The organism is Kitasatospora sp. NPDC089797 (assembly GCF_040684795.1).
In the GTDB taxonomy this organism is placed as follows: Bacteria; Actinomycetota; Actinomycetes; order Streptomycetales; family Streptomycetaceae; genus Kitasatospora.
Map to the genome: position 1 here is coordinate 43,218 of NZ_JBFBGS010000017.1, position 17,403 is coordinate 60,620.

Sequence of the window (17,403 nt, forward strand, 5' to 3'; positions counted from 1 at the left end):
GCGGTGGCCAGGATCCGCCCGGCCTCCTCACCGCTCTCGGTGCGCACCTGGTCGGACTTCACCCGGCGGAAGTTGCCGAAGATCTCGGCGGCACCCGTGGGGGGTGCGCACCGACAGCCGACAGCCGACAGCCGACAACCGACCATCGACAACGGACGGCCGACGGCCGTCAGGCCGGCCCGGCCGCCCGGTGCCCGTAGCGGAACAGCGGGTCGCGGGTGTCGAAGGGCACGTCCTCCCGGGCGGCGGCGACGGCCAGGTCGGAGCGGGGCAGGTCGAACGGAAGGCTGCCGGTCATCGCCGTCCGCCCGAGCGCGGCCGACAGCACCACCTCGTCCTCCGCCCCGAACTCGCCCAGCAGCAGCGCCGCGTGGGGAGCCAGCGGGGTGAGCACGGCGGGCCGCTCCAGGTGGACGGCGAACACGGTCGGCACCGCGGCCGCCAACGCGGTCAGCCGTTCGACCTCGGCCGCGGGGAACTCCAGCGAGCCGCTGTGGAAGTGCTGTTCGAGCAGTCCCTCGCGCTGTTCGTACGGCGCGCGCAGCCGGACCACGGCCAGGTCGGCCTCCTCCGGGGTGTCGACCACCGTGCCGAAGCGCGCCGCCACCGCCGGGTCCACCCCCTCGACGTGCAGCCGGGTGCCGGTCGGCGGCTGTCCGGCCAGGTGGACCAGCGAGCGCCGCTGCACCTCGCGGCCGAGCGCGCGGCCCGGCGCCGTGCCGACCACCCGCTCGGCCTCGTCGGGGTCGACGTACGGGTCGTCGAAGAGCCCGAGGCGGAACTTGTCGCGCAGGATCCGGCGGGCCGACGCGTCGATCCGCTCCTCGTCCACCGCGCCGGAGGCGACGGCGGCGAGGATCAGCCCCGGGTCGGTCTCGCCGCCGAGCTGGTCGGCGCCGGCGTCCAGGGTGAGCACCACCTGCTCGGCCACCGAGAGGTGTTCGACCCCCCAGTGCCGCGGCGGCAGGCTCACCACCCCGGGGACCTCCATGCCCGTGATGGCGTTGAAGTCGGTGCACACCACGCCGTCGAAGCCGTACCTCCCGCGCAGCAGGCCGGTGATGACGTGGTGGTTGAAGTTGGCTCCGACCTCGGCCGGGCCGCGACCGGAGGGGATCGCGTAGGCCGGCATGATCTGCGCGGTGCCGGCGGCGAAGGCGGCCTCGAAGGGGCGCAGGTGGGTCTCGAACTCCCCGCCGGGGTAGACCAGGCGCCGCCCGGCGGCGAAGTGCGAGTCCTCGCCGTGCTCCTGCGGACCGCCGCCGGGGAAGTGCTTGGTCATGCAGGCGACGCTGCCGGGCCCGATCCGCTCGCCCTGGAGGCCCCGGATGTAGGCGTCGATCATCCGGGAAGCGCGCTCCGGATCCTCGCCGAAGGTGCCGCTGATCCGCGCCCAGCGGGGCTCGGTGGCCAGGTCGGCCATCGGGTGGATGGCGACCCGGATGCCGACGGCGCACAGCTCACGGCCGATCAGCGCGGCGTACTCGTGCACCAGGGCCGGGTCGTCGGTGGCGGCCAGGCCGATCGGCTCCGGGCCGGTGCTGAATCCCCCGCCGGTGTGCGCGGTGGCCGGGTTGGCGGCGAAGCCGTGCCGCGGGTCGGAGGAGAGGGTGACCGGGATCCCGAGCCGCCCGGCGGCGGCGAGGTCCTGGACGTGGTTGTTCCACTGCGCCATCGTGCGGGCGTCAGGCACCGCCATCATGGCGAAGTGGGTGAGTCCGCGCTCGGGGATCAGCTGCGCGCCGGAGGGGAACGGCGGGTGCTCGCCGGGCAGCATCCGGCCGTGGCACATCAGCGCGGCCTTCTCCGGCAGGGTCATCCGGGCGAGCAGGTCCTCGACCCGCTGGTCGACCGGCAGCCGCGGGTCCTCGTAGGGCTCCATGGTGCCGTTGTGGTTGAGGTCGCGGAAGGGCGTGCCGTCGGTGTGGCGGAGCCGGGCCGTGCTCATGCGGCACCGCCCGCGACGTTCTCCGCACCGGCGACGTCCCCGGCCCGCGCGGCGTTCTTGGCCCGCACGGCGGCCAGCGTCGCGGCCGGGGCCCCGCAGTGGTCGAGGAAGCCGGCCGCGCTGCCGTAACGCGCCCGGACGAGGTCGAGGAAGGCGCTCATCGCCTCGGCGGGGGCGGCCAGCAGCGGGGCGGGGACCTTCAGGGCGCCGCTCTCCACCTGGTTGAGGGCGGCCGGGTTGCGCTCGGCCAGCCCGGCGAAGATCTGCGGCAGGGCGTCGGCGGTGCGCGCGTAGTCGGCGACGATCTCCTGGACCGGTACGGCGAGCAGGTCGAGCAGCAGCGCGACGAGCAGACCGGTCCGGTCCTTCCCCGCGGCGCAGTGCAGCAGGACGGCGCCGGGCCGGGCGGCGGCCTCGACGGCGGCGGCCACCCCGGCGGGGGCGGACTCGGCCATCAGCAGGTAGAAGGCACCGAGGTCGGCCCCGGTCTCCATGGTCCGCATGGCCTGTTCGAGCGCCTCGTTGACCGGCTCGATCGGCGCCCGGACGACGTCGATCCCGGCCTCCTCGACGGCGGTCCAGTCCCCCTCGCGGATCTCGGCACCGCCCCGGAGGTCGATCACGGTGCGGATGCCGTGGGCGGCGAGCAGTTCGACGGTCCCGGCGTCGGCGGCCGGGAAGGGCTGGGCGGAGCGGAAGAGGAGGCCGTGGCGGACCAGTCGGGCTGCCGGGTCGGCGAGTGCCGCGGGGTCGCGGAAGTTGACCAGGGACATGGGGGGCCTTTCGGGCTGGTGCGGTGGTTCCGGGCAGGTGGCATCGCCCGCGCGGCGCTGTCGCGGCGCGGGGAGGCGTGAGCCGGGGGTCGACGGGGTCGGGAGAGGGCGGCCCGGGCGGCAACAGCCCTGGGCCGAGCTGGACGTGAGGGATCAGTGGGCGAAGGTCCGGGCCGCGCCGAGCACGTCCCGGTAGGCGTCCGCCCAGGCGGTGAGCGTGCTGCCGTCCTGGGCGACCAGGACGTGCCGGCGCACGAGCCCGGTGAACAGCGCGGCGAAGGCGGCCGGGCGCAGGTCGGCGATCGGGTCGACCCCCAGGCGGGCGGCGGCCAGGTCGGCGGTGCGCTGGGCGAACACGTCGATGACGACCAGGGCGTAGTTGTGCACGGACTGCACGTCGAGGAAGTCGCGGCGCAGCCTGCGGCGGCGGGCCGTGTGTTCGACCGGCTCCTCCCACTGGCCGTCCGTGGCGGTCAGCGCGTGGTCGAGGGCGGCCCAGAGGTCGAGCTCGGGCGGGGCTGCGGCGAAGGCGTCCAGCACCAACTGGCCGAAGTCCCAGCCGAAGAGCAGCGCCTCCTTGGTCGGGTAGTAGCGGAAGAAGGTGCGGTGGGCGACGTCGGCCCGGTGGCAGATCTGCTGCAGGGTGGTCTTCTCGAAGCCCTGTTCCTCGAAGAGGTCGAACGCGGCGGTCCGGATGCTGTCCCGGGTGCGGGCCTTCTTGCGGTCGCGCATGCCCTGTTCGGTCGCCTCGTCGATGTCCGCCATCGGTGGTGTTCCGCTCCCTGTCGTGCCGTGTCCTCCGGTGACGGCCGGTGCACCGTCACGACCGGTAGCGAACCATGCCGGGCAAGGCCCGCTCAAGCGGCGGCCGAAGTCTTCGGCGGCTCGTCATCCAAACTTTGCACAACTGCCTTTTGGCAGTAGTGCCACTTCCGCGAAGGTATCGGCGGCGGCCGCCCCAGGCGGTCCGCGCCCACTCCCCCGCTCCGAGGAACACCGAGGAACCATGAAGCGGCACACCCACGTTCTGGCATCGGCGATCTGCGCGACCGCCCTGACGCTCACCGCAGGGGCCTGCTCGGCCTCCGACGACGCGCTCTCCGGCGGCCCCGCAGCCGGCCCGGCGTCCGGCCAGGACGGCCCCGCGGTGGACGGCGGCACCCTGCGGATCGGCCTGGACCGGGCCTTCACCAGACTCGACCCCGCCGACAGCACCCTGACCTCCGAACCGATGCTGGTGCTGGCCAACGCGCTCTACGACCCGCTGATGACCAACGGCGACGACGGCACCGTCCAGCCCTACCTGGCCAAGGAGTTCACCCCCAACGCCGACGCCACCGGCTGGACCCTGCGACTGCGCGACGGCGTGCGGTTCAGCGACGGCAAGCCGCTCGACGCCCAGGCGGTGATCGACCACGTCACCCGCCTGTCCAAGCCCGAGAGCAAGTGCTCGTGCGCGGCCGACGCCGCGGCCATCGGCTCGATGGCCGCCCCCGCCGCCGACACCGTCGTCTTCACCCTCAAGGCCCCCAACTCCGTCTTCCCCAACGCCTTCACCCGCTCGCTCGGCTACGTCTCCGAGGCGCCCGGCGCCGACGGCACCGCGATCGGCTCCGGCCCGTACGTCCTCGCCGGCGCGCAGAGCGGCGTCTCGGCCGAACTCACCCGCAACCCCGCCTACTGGGGCGCCAAGGGCCACGCCGACAAGCTCGCCTTCCGGGTGCTCCCCGACACCGACAGCCGCTACCAGTCGCTGCGCTCCGGCGACACCGACCTGATCTGGGCCGAGAGCCCCGCCCAGTTCAAGCAGGCGCCCGCCGACGGACTGCGGGTCGCCGCCGGCCCCGGCTCCACCTCCACCGTCCTGATCAACACCAGGACGGCCCCCTTCGACGACCCCCGGGTCCGGCAGGCCCTGCAGTACGCGATCGACCGGGAGGCCGTGGAGAAGGTCGTCGGCCTCGGCCAGGGACGGGCCGCCGACGGCCCGATCGGCACGCACTCGGCCTACCGCGCGGCCGACCCGGCCCCCGGGTACCCCGCCCACGACCCGGCCAGGGCGCGGCAGTTGCTCGAGGAGGCGGGCCGTCCCCAGATCGCCTTCGACTACCTGGTCGACAGCCGCCCGGAGTCCCAGCAACGCGCCACGGTGATCCAGCAGATGCTCGGCGAGGCCGGCATCAGGATGACCGTCAAGCCCGTGGACGCCGCCGCCCAGGGCACCGCGCTGATGCAGCACTCCTTCCAGGTCATGGACTTCATCACCAGCATGTTCGGCGACACCGACGCGGCGCTCACCGCGCTCTACCCGAGCGCCTCCCCGATGAACTTCACCGGCTACCGCAACCCCGCCGTGGACCGCTCCCTCGCCGAGGGCCGGGCCGCCCTCGACCCGGGCGCGCGCGCCGCCGCCTACCACGACGCCGCCCGGCAGATCGTCGCCGACGCCCCGATGCTCTTCCTCACCGAGAACTCCAACGGCTTCCTCGCCTCCTCCCGGGTCGGCGGCCTGCCCGACCTGTCCCGCCGCACCGTCATCAGCCTGTCCCCCGCCGCGCTGTGGAGCACGAAGTGACGCCCCGCCACGACCCGGCCCGGCACGACCAGGCCCGCCAGGCCACGGCCCGCTCCGTCCAGGCCCGCCGCCTGCTGCGCGCCGGCGGCCGGCTGGCCCGGGCCGCCGCCGTCCTGCTGGTGGTCGTCGCGGCCGCGGTCTGGCTGCCGCACCTGCTGCCCGGTTCCCCGGCCGCCGCGGCGCTCGGCCCCACCGCGACCCCCGAGCAGATCGCCGCCTACGAGTCCCACCTCGGCCTGGACCAGAGCCTGCCCGCCGCCGCCTGGCACTGGCTCGACCAGCTGGCCCACGGCGACCTCGGCCACTCCCTCGCCAGCGGACGGAACGTCACCGACGAGCTCGCCGACCGGGTTCCCGTCACCCTGGAACTCTTCCTGGCCGGCCAACTGGTGGCCCTCCTGCTGGCCGTGCCGCTCGCCCTGGCCTCGGCCTGGCGGCCCGGCGGCGCGGTGGACCGGATCGCCACCGCCGGGGCCTTCGTCTGGCTCGCCGTCCCCGGCTTCGTCCTCGGCCTGCTGCTGATCTGGCTGGCCGCCGTGCAACTGCGGGTCCTGCCCGCCACCGGGTGGACCCCGTTCACCCGGGATCCGGTGCAGAACCTGCGGCACCTGGTGCTCCCCGCGCTCACCCTCGGCCTCACCGAGGCGGCCGTCTTCACCCGCACCCTGCGCTCCCAACTGCTGGAGACCCTCGACCAGACCTACATCGCCGCCGCCCGGGGGCGCGGCATGGGCACCGCCCGCCTGCTGCTGCGCCGCGCCCTGCGCCCCTCCTCGCTGCCGCTGGTCACCCTGGTCGGCATCGGCGTCGGCACCTCGCTCGGCGGCTCGGTACTGGTCGAGACGCTCTTCGCGGTGCCCGGCATCGGCAGCCTGGCCTCGGCGGCCATCGCCGGGCGCGACTTCCCCGTCGTCCAGGCCGTGGTGGTGCTCGGCGCCGCCGGGGTCGTGACCGCCACCCTCGCCGTGGACCTGCTCTACCGCGCGCTCGACCCGAGGATCGCCCATGACCACCGCTGAACCGCCCGCCGTCGCCGTCCCCGCGCACCCCGCCGCCCCGGCCGCCGACCGCCGACGCCGCCGCCCGTCCACCGGCACCCTGGTCGCGGCCGGCTGGCTCGCCCTGCTCGCCCTCACCGTCCTGGTGCTGCCCCTGCTGCCCGGATTCGACCCGCTGCACGGCGACTTCGCCCACCCCGCGGCCCCGCCCGCCCCCGGGCACTGGCTCGGCACCGACGCCTCCGGCCGGGACGTGCTCCAGCGCACCGTCGCCGGCGCCCGGGCCTCCGCCGCCGTCGCCGCGCTCACCGCCACCGTCGGCCTGCTCGGCGGCGGCGCCCTGGGCCTGGCCGCCGGCTGGTTCCGCGGCCCGGTCGACCGGCTGATCGGCTTCACCACCGACGTCCTGATGTCCGTCCCCTCGCTGGTCCTGGTGATGATCGCGGTCTCGCTGCGCGGCCCGAGCCTGCCCGTGATCGGCGTGCTGATCGGCCTGCTCACCGTGCCGCACTTCACCCGGGTGGTGCGCGCCGTGGTGCTGTCGCTCAACGAGCGCGGCTTCGTCCAGGCCGCCCGGATGCTCGGCACCGCCCCCGCCCGCATCCTGCGCCGCGAGATCCTCCCGCACGTCGCCCCCGCCGCCGTCGGCTTCGCCTTCACCGCCACCACGGTCGCCATCGTGGCCGAGGGCTCGCTCAGCTTCCTCGGCTTCGGACTGCGCCCGCCCGCCCCCTCCTGGGGCGGCATCATCGCCGAGGGACGCACCAACCTCGGCAGCGCGCCGTGGATCTCCCTCGCCCCGGCCGCCGTGCTCTGCCTGACCGTCCTCGCCGTCAACTACCTCGGCGAGCGGCTCCGTTCGCCCGCCCCGAAGGGAGCCGCCCGATGACCGGCCCCGTCCTGGACGTGCGCTCGCTCGACACCGTCCTGCACACCCCCGACGGCCGGGCCCTGCCGGTGCTGCGCGGCATCGACCTCACCGTCGGGCCCGGCGAGTGCCTCGGCGTGGTCGGCGAGTCCGGCTCTGGGAAGTCCGTGCTCGCCCGCACCGTCCTCGGCGTGCACCCGCGCGGCACCCGGGCGGTGTCCACCGGCACCGTCCTGCTCGACGGCGAGGACCTGCTCACCGCCCCGGCCCGCCGCCGGGCCGCCCTCCTCGGCACCGGGATCGCCATGGTCCACCAGGACCCGATGACCTCGCTCAACCCGGTGGTGCGGATCGCCGACCAGGTCACCGAGGCCCTCACCAACCGGCGCCGGCTCACCCGCGCCGCCCGGCTCCGCACCGCCGCCGCGCTGCTGGCCGCCGTCGACGTCCCCGACCCCGCCCGCCGCGCCCGCGCCTACCCGCACGAACTCTCCGGCGGACTGCGCCAACGCGTGGGCATCGCCGCCGCCCTGGCCGGCGAACCCCGCCTGCTGCTCGCCGACGAACCCACCACCGCCCTGGACGTCACCGTCCAGCGCACCGTCCTGGACCTGCTCGACCACCACCGCCGCACCCGCGGCTTGGCCACCCTGCTGATCACCCACGACATCGGGCTGCTCTACGGCCGCGCCGCCCGGATCGCCGTCATGTACGGCGGCCGGATCGTCGAGACCGGCCCCACCGAGGCCGTCACCGACCGCCCCGCCCACCCCTACACCGCCGCCCTGCTGCGCTCCGTACCGCGCGTCACCGGCCCGCTGCGCCGCATCCTGCCCGCCATCCCCGGCTCCCCGCCCGACCCGGCCCGCCCCACCGCCGGCTGCCCCTTCGCCCCGCGCTGCGCCGACGCCCGGGAGCGCTGCGCCGTCGAGGCACCGCCCGTCCACCGGCCCGCCCCCGGACGGTCCGTCAGCTGCCACTACCCGCTCGGCACCCCGGAGAGCACCCCATGACCGCCGTCCTCGAGGCCACCGGCCTCACCGTGGTGCACCGCACCCGCTCCGGCCCGCTGCACGCCGTCTCCGACGTCGCGCTGACCCTGCACCGCCACCGCACCCTCGCCCTGGTCGGCGAGTCCGGCTCCGGCAAGAGCAGCGTCGCCAAGGCCCTGCTGCACCTGCCGCCGCCCACCGCCGGGACCGTCACCCTGGACGGCACCGACCTCGCCGCCCTCTCCCCGCGCGCCCTGCGGGTCCTGCGCCCGCGCCTCCAGATGGTCTTCCAGGACCCGCTCTCCTCGCTCAACCCCCGCCGCCGGGTCCGCGACCTGGTCGCCGAACCCCTGGACGCCCACCCCCGGCCCGGCACCGACCGCGAGTCCACCGTGCACCAGCAGTTGGAGGCGGTCGGCCTACCGGTCTCCTTCGCCGACCGCCACCCCGGCCAGCTCTCCGGCGGCCAGGCCCAACGGGTCGCCCTGGCAAGGGCGTTGACCGCCGAGCCGCAGGTGCTGATCGCCGACGAGGCGGTCTCCGCGCTCGACGTCTCCGCCCAGGCCACCGTGCTCAACCTGCTCCGCCGCCTCACCGAGGAACGCGGCCTGGCCGGCCTCTTCATCTCGCACGACCTCGGCGTGGTGCGCGCGGTGAGCGACGAGGTCGCGGTGCTCCAACTCGGCCGGATCTGCGAACGGGGCCCGACCGAGGAGGTGTTGGCCGCCCCCGCCCACCCCTACACCAGGGCGCTGCTCGCCGCCGTCCCCGAGCCCGGACGCCCGCTCGGCGACTCCGGCCTGCTGCCCACCGACCCGCCCTCCCCGCTCGACCCGCCCTCGGGCTGCCGCTTCCGCACCCGCTGCCCGCTGGCCGACGACCGCTGCGCCGCCGAGACCCCGGCGCTGCTCCCGCTCACCCCCACCCGGGCGGTGGCCTGCCACCGCCCCCTGGTCGACCGGCAGGGCTGACCGCCCCCGGGGCCGCCGCACCACCGGGCGGCCCCGGGCCGCGGCGCCGCACCCACGGCGCCGCCGCCCGCGATCGGCCGGGTGGGGGTCAGTCGCCGACGGTCAGGACGAGCTTGCCCCGGGTGCGACCGGTCTCCCCGTGGGCGTGCGCCTCGGCGGCGCGCTCCAGCGGGAAGGTCCGCTCCACCTCGACGACCACCGAGCCCGCGTCGATCAGCCCGGCGATCGTGGCCAGCGCGGCGCCGTCCGGCTCGACCAGGAACGGCGTCACCCGCACCCCCGCGGCCTCGGCAGCCGCCGCCAGCTCCGGGGAGACCCCGGCCGGGACGGCGATCAGCAGTCCGCCGGGCCGCAGCACCTTCAACGCCCGGGTGCTGCTGTCGTCCTGGCCGTCACCGACCAGGTCGAGGACGACGTCGACCCCGGCGACGGCCTCCTCGAACCGGGTGGTGGTGTAGTCGACCACCTCGGCCGCGCCGAGCTCCTTGAGCCAGGCGTGGCGGGCGGCACCGGCGGTGGCGATCACCTGGGCGCCCAGGGTCCGGGCGAACTGGACCGCGAAGTGGCCGACGCCACCGGCCGCGGCGGTGATCAGCACCCGCTGCCCGGCCGTGACCCGCGCGGTGTCGACCACGGCCTGCCAGGCCGTCAGCGCGGCCAGCGGTACGGCCGCGGCCTGCACGTGGTCGACGGTGGCGGGCTTGCGGGCGAACTGCCGGGCGGGCGCGGTGACGTACTCCGCGTAGGCGTTGGCGGCGTGCGGGAACCGCGGCATCCCGTAGACCTCGTCGCCCGGCTTCAGGACGGTCACGCCGAAGCCGACCTCCTCGACCACCCCGGACACGTCCCAGCCGAGGGTGAACGGCGGTGCGCCGATCAGGTCGGCCATGCCGGAACCGGTCCGGGTCTTCCAGTCCACCGGGTTGACCCCGGCGGCCCGCACCCGCACCAGCACCTCGGTGGGCAGCGGCACCGGCCGCGCCACCCGCTCGACCCGGAGCCGCTCCGCTCCTCCGAAGCCGTCCTGGACCACTGCGCGCATCGTCTCTGCGGACATCCGAAAACTCCTCGTCCATGGTTCCCGGGAGGGCCGTCCGCGGCCCTCCCCTCGACGTCGGCGACGCTACCCCCGGGGATGTGGTTACCATCAAGGACCACTACTTCCCTTTGGGAAGCAAACAGGCGAGGAGCGCCCCCATGGTCATGCCCTGCCCCAGCGGACAGCACGGCGAACACGACGTCTACGCCGCCCAGTGCCGCTGCCGCCCCCTGCTGGACCTGCTCGCCAACAAGTGGTCCGCCCTCGCCATCGGCGCCCTGGAGGACGGCCCGCGTCGCTTCGGCGAGATCCAGCGCAGGCTCCAGGGCGTCAGCCCCAAGGTGCTCACCCAGACCCTGCGCCGCCTGGAGGAGTTCGGCTTCCTCGACCGGACCGTCTACCCGGCCGTCCCGCTGCACGTCGAGTACGCCCTCACCGACCTCGGCCGCAGCGCCGCCGTCCCGCTCAACCACCTGCGCAGCTGGGTCGAACAGAACCTGGACCAGGCGGTCCGCGCCGAGCCCGTCGCGCACTGACCGCGCCGGGCCCACCGCACGGCCCCGGCCCCGGATCCGCGCCGGGGCCGGGGCCGGGAACGCACGGGCGCCGACCTCAGTCGGCGGTGCGCCGCCGGCGGCGGACGACGAACACGGCGCCCGCGAGCCCGACCGCCGCACCCGCACCCGCGCCGCCGACGAGCGCGGGCGTCGAGGACGGAGCCGCCGCCGGCGCGCTGCCGTAGCCGCTGGACATACCCGCGGTGTCGTACGCCGAACCGGGCTGCTTGTCGGCGTAACGGGCCTTGACCAGCTTCTGGTAGTCGCCCAGCGGGACCGAGTCCTGGCCGTTCAGCCCTTGCCGCGCCTGGTCGTTGAGCGGCTGGACGCTGGTGAGGCCCAACTGGTACCAGCCGCGGATCTGCGGCTCGCTGAACACCGGCGCCCCCGGCGTGGCCTTTCCCGCGTACGCGGCGTCGCCGTCCCCGTCCCGCACGGCGGCCAGGTGCCAGCCACCGCCGTCCGTCGGGGCGAGCATGACGGTGGCCTTGCGTCCGTTCACCGGGGCGTTCAACCCGGAGACCAGACCGCTCAGTTGAACGACCGAGGCCGGGATCGGCGGGAGCGTCCCGGCGACGAAGCCGGGGGCGAGCTCGTTCAGGGCCAGCGGGTCGTTGACGGTGAACGCCGGGACGCCCTGGCACGGATCGGCCTGGTCGGGGATCCGCTGAACATCCCCGGCCGCGTTCCCCTGCGGCAGGGGAACGCTGAGGAAGCGGCAGACGGCGTCGTGGACGTCGGCGGACTTCACCAGATCGAGGGCGGCCTGGTAGTCCGGGATGTCCCTCGGGAGCGGTCCCCCGGCCGGGGCCGCGTGGACAGGACCGGCCAGCGCCAGCAGCGCGGCGGCGCCGACAGCCAGGACGGTGGCCGGGCGGGAGGGGCGGGCCGTCGCCCGCCCGCCGGTCGTGCGGGTCTCGTGCATGCCGCCCTGCCTCATTTGGAGATGCCGATCCGGGAGTGGGTCCACTTGAACGAGCTGTTGCTGACGTAGTCGGCGTAGTTCCACCAGGTGTAGGTGGCGGTGTCCGGCCACGGGTCGGCGACGGCGACGGTCTTCTTGTCGGTGTCGTAGCCGTAGACCACGTTCATGTGGCCGCCGCCGGCGGTCCAGCCGATCCGGGCGGCGACCGGCCGGGACGCCTTGACGTCGGTGTAGACCTGGTCGAACGTCGCCGCGCTGTTCAGGCCCGTGCCGGTCCGGGTCATCCCGAGGCTGCCCCACCCCCGGGCCATGTCCCCGAGCGTGGCGGGCTGGTTGTTGCAGCCGTTGGAAGGCTGAGCGCGGGTGCAGAAGTCCGTCTGCGTGCTGCCGAAGCCCTGGAACTTGGCGATGGTCAGCCCGGAGGCGACCCAGCACCACTGGGTCTTCTCCTGCTTCAGCATGGTGATGCCGTTCTGCTGCGTCTCGGCGCGGGCCTGGCCCGCCGCAACGCCGAGCAACGTCGAAGCGGCCAGGCCGACGGCTGTCGCCGTGGCCGTGGCCGCGCATCCGGTTCTGGATCTGCCCATGGATCCGCCTTCCCGCACGAGTGCGATGGGTGCCGGGGAATTCCGCAGAGCCATGACAACATGCGACGAAGCGATCACCGGGTGTGCACGAAGGAACTCCACCTGGACGGGCCAACCGCCCGGGCGGGCCGACGCCGGGCGCCGACCCGCCGGTGGTCACCGGTCCGTGTCCAGGACCGCCGCTCCGACCGGCCCCGCCCCGACCGCCCCGGCGGGGGCAGCGGCCTCGAACGCGGCCCGCATCCGCCGCCGGTAGCGCCGCGTCCACAGCACCAGGCCCGCCACCACCACGAGTTCGACGACCGTCGAGAGGCCGTTCACCACCGTCACCGGCAGCGTGAAGACCAGCACCATCCGCACCAGCGCCTCGGCCAGCAGGCCGGTCCCCCAGAGCGCGGTCGACAGCAGCCGGCCGCGCCGCACGGCCGGGGTGTCCGGGAGCCGCTCCGGCAGCCGCCGGGCCAGGTAGGCCATGGCCGGGGTCCGGGTGGCACAACTGGCCAGGAACACCAGGCCGGCCAGGGCGCTGGTCGCGGGGTCCCGGAGCAGCAGCAGCCGCGCGTCGTGGGTCGGCAGGGCGATGGCCAGTCCGAGGACGTAGGCGGCGAGCACCAGCCCGGTCACCGCGTCCAGGCGCCGGTTGCGGACGATGTTCCACAGCAACCGGGCACCGGCCACCCCGGTGGCGGCCAGCAGCGAGACGGTGATCGAGCAGCCGGCCGCCTGGCAGCCGTAGAAGGTGGCGGGCGACAGCCCGATGTCATAGGCGAGGCCGATCTTCCGGGCCCGCGCGGAGGGAGCGGCTTCGGGACGGGACGCCCGGCGTACCTTCGCCGGAGCCGGGTGGGTGCTCTGGTGAGTGCTCATGCCCCTGACGCTACGGAGCGGCCGCCGGGGCGGGATCGGCCCGCGGGCGGAGCGCCGGGTGGAGGTTCCCCGGCCGCGCCCTCCACCCCCGACGAGCGACGCACCGCCGCTGTGCGCCCCCCAGGACGCCCCGGACCTGCGCCGCCCGGCCCGGCCGCGGCACCCCGGACACCCGCGCGCTCCTCCCCCGGGTGGAGGCGCGGGCCCGCCGCACACGGGCCCGGTCGGCGGCGGTCAGGCGCCGCCCTGACCGCCCGCCCACACGGTCGGGGTCCGCCCCATCCACGGAGCCGCCCGCTCCAGCTGACCGGCGAGGCGGAAGAGGACGTCCTCGCGCCCGTAGCCCGCCGCGAACTGCACACCGATCGGGAGTCCGGTGGCGGGATCGGTCTCCAGCGGGACGGACATGGCCGGGGTCCCCGCGACGTTGAACACGGCGGTGAACGGCGAACGGTGGAAGAGCTGCCCGAGCCAGCCCAAGCCGTCAGCGCCCTCGGCGCCTTCGGCGTACCTGCCCAGGGGGACGGGCAGTTCGGGCAGCGTCGGGGTGAGCAGCAGGTCGTAGTCGGTGAAGTAGCGGCCGATCGCGCGCGCGACGCTGTTGCGCATCGCGAGCGCGTGGACGAACTCGGCCCCGGTGACCTGCCGTCCGTAGGCGTAACTGGCCAGCATCTCGGGTTCCACGGTGGTGGCGTCGACGGGGCGCCCGAAGGCTGCGGCGAAACCGTCGATCCACGTCACCAGGTTGGTGCTCCAGAGCCGGGCGTTCGCCAGGACGAACTCCTCCCAGCCGACGCCGAGTCCGACCCGGACCTCCTCCACCCGGTGCCCCAGGGACTCGGCGAGCCGCGCCGAGCGGAGCGTGGCGTCGACGACCGTGCGGTCCACCGCCCGGCCGCCCCAGGGCCGGGTGAGGAGCCCGATCCGCAGGCTGCCCGGGGAACGGGTGACCTCCTGCGCATAGGGCCGTTCCGGTCGCCGGGCGGCATAGGGGTCGCCGGCCTCGGGGCCGTGGACGAGGTCCAGCAGCACGGCGCTGTCGCGGACCGAGCGGCTGAGCGCGCCGTGGACGGCGAGCCCGTTGAAGACCTCGTCCGCCTCGGGGCCCATGGATATCCGGCCGCGGGTCGGCTTCAGCCCGAACAGGCCGTTGGCGGCCGCGGGGACGCGGATGGACCCGGCCGCGTCGGTGGCGTGCGCGATCGGGACGATGCCCGCGGCGACGGCGGCTCCCGCACCGCCGCTGGAGCCGCCGGGGCTGCGGGTCGGGTCCCAGGGGTTGCGGGTGGCACCGTACAGGGCCCCCTCCGTGGTGGTGCTGTAGGCGAACTCCGGGGTCGCGGTGCGTCCGAGGGTCACCAGCCCCGCGCGGCGGAAGCGTGTCATGAGCGACGAGTCGGCTCCGGCCACGTTCCCCGCGGCCATCCGGCTGCCCAGTTCCACCCGCTTGCCGGCCATCGCGACGGCGATGTCCTTGATCAGGAACGGCACCCCCGCCAGGGGTGTGCTGCCCGGAGCCGGCGCGTCCTGGGCGGGCCAGGTCTCGACGACGGCGTTGATCCGCGGGTTCACCGCGTCGGAGGCCGCCTGGGCCGTCGAGGCCAGTTCCGCGGCGGTCACCTGCCCACGGGCGACCAGGTCGGCCAGGCCGACGCCGTCGTAGGTCACGTACTCGGAGAGCTTCATCTTCGTCCGTTCAGGAGGATGGGCGGCGACCGGTAGACCGATCGGTATCTCATGAGACCGATCGGTATCACTCAGGACCGATCGGTACCGTAGCATTGCGACCGGGCGGTGCACCGCCCGCGGGCCGACGAAGGGCGACGTGGCGGACATGGACAGGGCCGGCAGGCAGAGCAGGGTGGCCACACTGCCGCCCCGGGAACGGATCCTCGACGCCGCGGAGGAACTCTTCTCACGCGAGGGGATCAGGGCGGTGGGCGTCCAGGCGATCGCCGACCGGGCCGCGACCACCAAGATGGCGCTGTACCGCCACTTCGCGACCAAGGACGCGCTGGTCGAGGAATGGCTCCGGATCGTCGCGGCCGACTACACCGCCGCGTTCGACCGACTGGAGACCGCACACCCCGACGACCCGCGGGCACAGATCCTCGGGATCGCCCGGTTCATCGCCGACGGACTCCCCGGGATCTCCCACCGGGGCTGCCCGTTCATCAACTCCCTCGCGGAACTGCCCGACCGCACCCACCCCGCGCGCCGGCTGATCGAGGCCCACAAGGCCGGCCAGTTGCGCCGGCTGACCGACCTCTGCACCCGCGGCGGACTGCCCGATCCGCCCGAGGCGGCCGCGGAGATCACCTTCCTCCTCGAAGGAGCCCAGGTGAGCGCCCAGAACGGGAGCATCGAGCCCGCGGGCGGGCGGCTCCTGCGGATCGTCGAGGCCGTTCTGGACCGCTCCGCCCCGTGACCGGGCACCGCGCCCGGTAACACCCTTCTCCCTCCGTCAGACCTTCTGCCAGACCTTCCGTCAGGCCTTCGGCCAGTTGCGCAGCAGGGCGTCGAGGGCGTCCAGGATGCGCTCCCAGGTCTGCTCCGTGGTGCGCGGCGTGTGCTGGAAGCCGCCTCCCCGCTCCAGGGCCACGTAGCCGTGGAAGGTGCTGCCGAGCAGCCGGACGGCGTCGGTCTCGTCGGGTTCGGCGAGGTGATAGCCGCGCAGGATCGCGCGGGTCATCTGCGAGTGCCGGACGGCGGCGCTCCCCAGCGCGGTCTCGTAGTCGAGTTCGAGCTGGGCGGCGGCGTAGCGGCCCGGGTGTTCACGGGCGTAGTCGCGGTAGGCGTTGGCGAAGGCGGCCAGGGCGTCCTTGCCGGCCCGCCCGGCCAGCGCGGCGGCGACCCGGTCGGCGAGTTCCTCCAGGGCGAGCAGCGCGATCCGGGTCTTGAGGTCCTGGGAGTTCTTGACGTGCGAGTACAGGCTCGCGTCCTTCACGCCGAAGCGCCGGGCCAGCGCGGAGACGGTGACCTTGTCGAAGCCGACCTCGTCGGCCAGTTCCGCCCCTGCCCGGGTGAGTCGTTCCGTGTTCAGCCCTACGCGCGCCATGTGCAGCCCTTCGATCGCCTCGGGCCCACTATACATTTGCCTAATACCTCTAGGTAATTTACGTTGCTCCCTATGAAGCCGTTGACCGAACCCGAGATCCGCTCCGCCTTCGTGAACTGCAGCAAGGGCGAGGCCAAGCGTCTGCACCTCCCCCGCGACCTGGCCGAACAGCCCTGGGACGACCTGGACTTCCTCGGCTGGCGCGACCCGCAGGCCCCCGACCGCAGCTATCTCGCCGCCGAGCTGGACGGCCGCACGGTGGCCGTCGCCCTGCGCGCCTCCAGCGGCGCGTCCTGGCAGGCCCGTCGCAGCATCTGCTCGCTCTGCGTCACCACCCACACCGGGGGCGTCTCCCTGCTGGTCGCCCCGCTCGCCGGGAAGGCCGGCAAGCAGGGCAACTCCGTCGGCGCGTACATGTGCGCCGACCTCGCCTGCTCGCTCTACGTGCGTGGCAAGCGGGAGGTCGGCACCCGGCTGCACGAGTCGCTGACCGTCGAGGAGAAGATCCGCCGCACGGTGGCCAACCTGGCCGCCTTCGTCGCGAAGGTCACCGCATGACGCCCCGGCCGGCGGGCGCCGAGCCCCTCCGGTAGCCCCCGGCCGGAACCGGGACCTCGATCACCTACGCGACGCCGCGGAGGACGCAGAGCGTCCCCTGGGGGGCGTGGAAGGCCTGCCGCGCCTCCCACTCACCGCTCTGCCCCGGCTTGACCTTGACGCTGGTGTTGGCGGTCGCGAGCACCGTGGCCCCCGCCGAGGTGAAGTAGACGACGATCCCGTAGTTCGCCTCCTCGGTACCGGGGTTGCGTGCGGTGCCGGTCGCCCGCCAGCCGTCCTTGGTCGCCTCGCAGCCGGTGATGGTGACCTGCTTGCGCTTCTCCGTGTCGTTGGCGACGGACGAGGGCGGCGGAAGCGTCGGCTGCTCGGCCGCGACGACCCCGTCGGGGCCCGTCGCAGCCGCCGTGGCCGTAGCGGGCGCGGCCGCCGCCGTGCGCCGCCCGTCCTGACTGTCGCCACCACCGGCACCACCGCAGCCGGACAGCGCGGCGAGGGTGAGCAGAGCGAGGCCGAGGGCGGCACCCGGCCGGGCCCCGGCCCGGTACTTCGTTTCACGCATCTCTTTCTTCCTTCACCTGTCGGCGGTGCAGGGACGGTCACCCCGGTGGCACCGCGGAGGAACGGGCCCGTCCTACCGCGTCGGCCAGGTCGGCGCGGCCCGGCGAGTCCCGGCGGCGGCCGAGGTTC

18 protein-coding genes are annotated in these 17,403 nt (G+C 74.8%); 8 read left to right on the forward strand and 10 right to left on the reverse strand.

From position 1 onward, the window contains the following. Positions 1-169: 169 nt before the first annotated feature. The 3 genes from AB0O91_RS15615 to AB0O91_RS15625 all read right to left on the reverse strand — a co-directional run bounded on the left by AB0O91_RS15615 (position 170) and on the right by AB0O91_RS15625 (position 3,486). Positions 170-1,948, reverse strand: a complete 1,779-nt coding sequence (locus AB0O91_RS15615; protein WP_363432507.1) for a glycoside hydrolase family 3 N-terminal domain-containing protein — start codon at positions 1,946-1,948, stop codon at positions 170-172. After that, positions 1,945-2,721 carry a tyrosine-protein phosphatase gene (locus AB0O91_RS15620; RefSeq protein WP_363432509.1) on the reverse strand — a complete coding sequence of 259 codons (777 nt, stop codon included), beginning with the start codon at positions 2,719-2,721 and terminating at the stop codon, positions 1,945-1,947. Before AB0O91_RS15620 ends, AB0O91_RS15615 begins: the two co-directional genes overlap by 4 nt. 153 nt (positions 2,722-2,874) lie before the next feature. Beyond that, positions 2,875-3,486: a TetR family transcriptional regulator gene (locus AB0O91_RS15625; RefSeq protein WP_363432511.1), complete on the reverse strand. Its 612-nt coding sequence runs from the start codon at positions 3,484-3,486 to the stop codon at positions 2,875-2,877. 241 nt (positions 3,487-3,727) lie between these two features. Between AB0O91_RS15625 and AB0O91_RS15630 the strand changes: the two genes are divergently transcribed. Genes AB0O91_RS15630 through AB0O91_RS15650 form a run of 5 tightly spaced genes read left to right on the forward strand, consistent with a single transcriptional unit; the run spans position 3,728 to position 9,125 of the window. Further along, the gene (locus AB0O91_RS15630) at positions 3,728-5,296 is read left to right on the forward strand and encodes an ABC transporter substrate-binding protein (RefSeq protein ID WP_363432513.1); all 1,569 of its coding nucleotides are present in this window, start codon (positions 3,728-3,730) and stop codon (positions 5,294-5,296) included. Continuing rightward, positions 5,293-6,315 carry an ABC transporter permease gene (locus tag AB0O91_RS15635; RefSeq protein ID WP_363432516.1) on the forward strand — a complete coding sequence of 341 codons (1,023 nt, stop codon included), beginning with the start codon at positions 5,293-5,295 and terminating at the stop codon, positions 6,313-6,315. The genes AB0O91_RS15630 and AB0O91_RS15635 overlap by 4 nt, the downstream gene beginning before the upstream one ends. Next, positions 6,302-7,183 carry an ABC transporter permease gene (locus AB0O91_RS15640; protein ID WP_363432519.1) on the forward strand — a complete coding sequence of 294 codons (882 nt, stop codon included), beginning with the start codon at positions 6,302-6,304 and terminating at the stop codon, positions 7,181-7,183. Before AB0O91_RS15635 ends, AB0O91_RS15640 begins: the two co-directional genes overlap by 14 nt. Next, positions 7,180-8,175 carry an ABC transporter ATP-binding protein gene (locus tag AB0O91_RS15645; protein WP_363432522.1) on the forward strand — a complete coding sequence of 332 codons (996 nt, stop codon included), beginning with the start codon at positions 7,180-7,182 and terminating at the stop codon, positions 8,173-8,175. The genes AB0O91_RS15640 and AB0O91_RS15645 overlap by 4 nt, the downstream gene beginning before the upstream one ends. Continuing rightward, positions 8,172-9,125, forward strand: a complete 954-nt coding sequence (locus AB0O91_RS15650; protein WP_363432524.1) for an ABC transporter ATP-binding protein — start codon at positions 8,172-8,174, stop codon at positions 9,123-9,125. Before AB0O91_RS15645 ends, AB0O91_RS15650 begins: the two co-directional genes overlap by 4 nt. An 88-nt stretch (positions 9,126-9,213) precedes the next feature. Here AB0O91_RS15650 and AB0O91_RS15655 read toward each other — a convergent pair whose 3' ends face one another. Next, a complete protein-coding gene (locus tag AB0O91_RS15655) occupies positions 9,214-10,182 on the reverse strand; it encodes an NADP-dependent oxidoreductase (protein ID WP_363432526.1) in 969 nt (322 codons plus the stop codon). 140 nt (positions 10,183-10,322) lie between these two features. On the opposite strand from AB0O91_RS15655, the gene AB0O91_RS15660 reads away from it, so the two are divergent. Continuing rightward, positions 10,323-10,700 carry a helix-turn-helix domain-containing protein gene (locus AB0O91_RS15660; protein WP_363432529.1) on the forward strand — a complete coding sequence of 126 codons (378 nt, stop codon included), beginning with the start codon at positions 10,323-10,325 and terminating at the stop codon, positions 10,698-10,700. Positions 10,701-10,776: 76 nt separating this feature from the next. Here the strand turns inward: AB0O91_RS15660 and AB0O91_RS15665 are convergent, their stop codons facing one another. From AB0O91_RS15665 to AB0O91_RS15680, 4 genes are all read right to left on the reverse strand, one after another. Further along, complete coding sequence (locus AB0O91_RS15665; protein ID WP_363432532.1) at positions 10,777-11,646, reverse strand: hypothetical protein; 870 nt, start codon at positions 11,644-11,646, stop codon at positions 10,777-10,779. Positions 11,647-11,657: 11 nt separating this feature from the next. Continuing rightward, entirely contained in the window at positions 11,658-12,233 is a 576-nt protein-coding gene (locus AB0O91_RS15670) for a papain-like cysteine protease family protein (protein ID WP_363432535.1), read from the reverse strand. Positions 12,234-12,389: 156 nt separating this feature from the next. Continuing rightward, positions 12,390-13,100 carry a VC0807 family protein gene (locus tag AB0O91_RS15675; RefSeq protein WP_363432537.1) on the reverse strand — a complete coding sequence of 237 codons (711 nt, stop codon included), beginning with the start codon at positions 13,098-13,100 and terminating at the stop codon, positions 12,390-12,392. 234 nt (positions 13,101-13,334) lie between these two features. Continuing rightward, positions 13,335-14,786, reverse strand: a complete 1,452-nt coding sequence (locus tag AB0O91_RS15680) for an amidase (protein WP_363432540.1) — start codon at positions 14,784-14,786, stop codon at positions 13,335-13,337. A 148-nt stretch (positions 14,787-14,934) separates the two neighbouring features. On the opposite strand from AB0O91_RS15680, the gene AB0O91_RS15685 reads away from it, so the two are divergent. Continuing rightward, positions 14,935-15,528: a helix-turn-helix domain-containing protein gene (locus AB0O91_RS15685; protein ID WP_363432767.1), complete on the forward strand. Its 594-nt coding sequence runs from the start codon at positions 14,935-14,937 to the stop codon at positions 15,526-15,528. Between the two features lie 60 nt (positions 15,529-15,588). On the opposite strand, the gene AB0O91_RS15690 is transcribed toward AB0O91_RS15685, so the two are convergent. After that, on the reverse strand, positions 15,589-16,158 hold the full coding sequence (locus tag AB0O91_RS15690; protein WP_363432543.1) for a WHG domain-containing protein: 570 nt from the start codon (positions 16,156-16,158) through the stop codon (positions 15,589-15,591). Between the two features lie 72 nt (positions 16,159-16,230). On the opposite strand from AB0O91_RS15690, the gene AB0O91_RS15695 reads away from it, so the two are divergent. After that, entirely contained in the window at positions 16,231-16,716 is a 486-nt protein-coding gene (locus AB0O91_RS15695) for an FBP domain-containing protein (protein WP_363432545.1), read from the forward strand. 64 nt (positions 16,717-16,780) lie between these two features. Here the strand turns inward: AB0O91_RS15695 and AB0O91_RS15700 are convergent, their stop codons facing one another. Then, positions 16,781-17,275: a hypothetical protein gene (locus AB0O91_RS15700; RefSeq protein ID WP_363432548.1), complete on the reverse strand. Its 495-nt coding sequence runs from the start codon at positions 17,273-17,275 to the stop codon at positions 16,781-16,783. Positions 17,276-17,403 lie beyond the last annotated feature (128 nt).

Bases quoted from the DNA above. Each gene is read 5' to 3' on its own strand.
- AB0O91_RS15615 (WP_363432507.1), bottom strand. From the start codon at position 1,948: ATGAGCACGGCCCGGCTCCGCCACACCGACGGCACGCCCTTCCGCGAC.
- AB0O91_RS15620 (WP_363432509.1), bottom strand. From the start codon at position 2,721: ATGTCCCTGGTCAACTTCCGCGACCCCGCGGCACTCGCCGACCCGGCA.
- AB0O91_RS15625 (WP_363432511.1), bottom strand. From the start codon at position 3,486: ATGGCGGACATCGACGAGGCGACCGAACAGGGCATGCGCGACCGCAAG.
- AB0O91_RS15630 (WP_363432513.1), top strand. From the start codon at position 3,728: ATGAAGCGGCACACCCACGTTCTGGCATCGGCGATCTGCGCGACCGCC.
- AB0O91_RS15640 (WP_363432519.1), top strand. From the start codon at position 6,302: ATGACCACCGCTGAACCGCCCGCCGTCGCCGTCCCCGCGCACCCCGCC.
- AB0O91_RS15645 (WP_363432522.1), top strand. From the start codon at position 7,180: ATGACCGGCCCCGTCCTGGACGTGCGCTCGCTCGACACCGTCCTGCAC.
- AB0O91_RS15650 (WP_363432524.1), top strand. From the start codon at position 8,172: ATGACCGCCGTCCTCGAGGCCACCGGCCTCACCGTGGTGCACCGCACC.
- AB0O91_RS15655 (WP_363432526.1), bottom strand. From the start codon at position 10,182: ATGTCCGCAGAGACGATGCGCGCAGTGGTCCAGGACGGCTTCGGAGGA.
- AB0O91_RS15660 (WP_363432529.1), top strand. From the start codon at position 10,323: ATGGTCATGCCCTGCCCCAGCGGACAGCACGGCGAACACGACGTCTAC.
- AB0O91_RS15665 (WP_363432532.1), bottom strand. From the start codon at position 11,646: ATGCACGAGACCCGCACGACCGGCGGGCGGGCGACGGCCCGCCCCTCC.
- AB0O91_RS15670 (WP_363432535.1), bottom strand. From the start codon at position 12,233: ATGGGCAGATCCAGAACCGGATGCGCGGCCACGGCCACGGCGACAGCC.
- AB0O91_RS15675 (WP_363432537.1), bottom strand. From the start codon at position 13,100: ATGAGCACTCACCAGAGCACCCACCCGGCTCCGGCGAAGGTACGCCGG.
- AB0O91_RS15680 (WP_363432540.1), bottom strand. From the start codon at position 14,786: ATGAAGCTCTCCGAGTACGTGACCTACGACGGCGTCGGCCTGGCCGAC.
- AB0O91_RS15685 (WP_363432767.1), top strand. From the start codon at position 14,935: ATGGACAGGGCCGGCAGGCAGAGCAGGGTGGCCACACTGCCGCCCCGG.
- AB0O91_RS15690 (WP_363432543.1), bottom strand. From the start codon at position 16,158: ATGGCGCGCGTAGGGCTGAACACGGAACGACTCACCCGGGCAGGGGCG.
- AB0O91_RS15695 (WP_363432545.1), top strand. From the start codon at position 16,231: ATGAAGCCGTTGACCGAACCCGAGATCCGCTCCGCCTTCGTGAACTGC.
- AB0O91_RS15700 (WP_363432548.1), bottom strand. From the start codon at position 17,275: ATGCGTGAAACGAAGTACCGGGCCGGGGCCCGGCCGGGTGCCGCCCTC.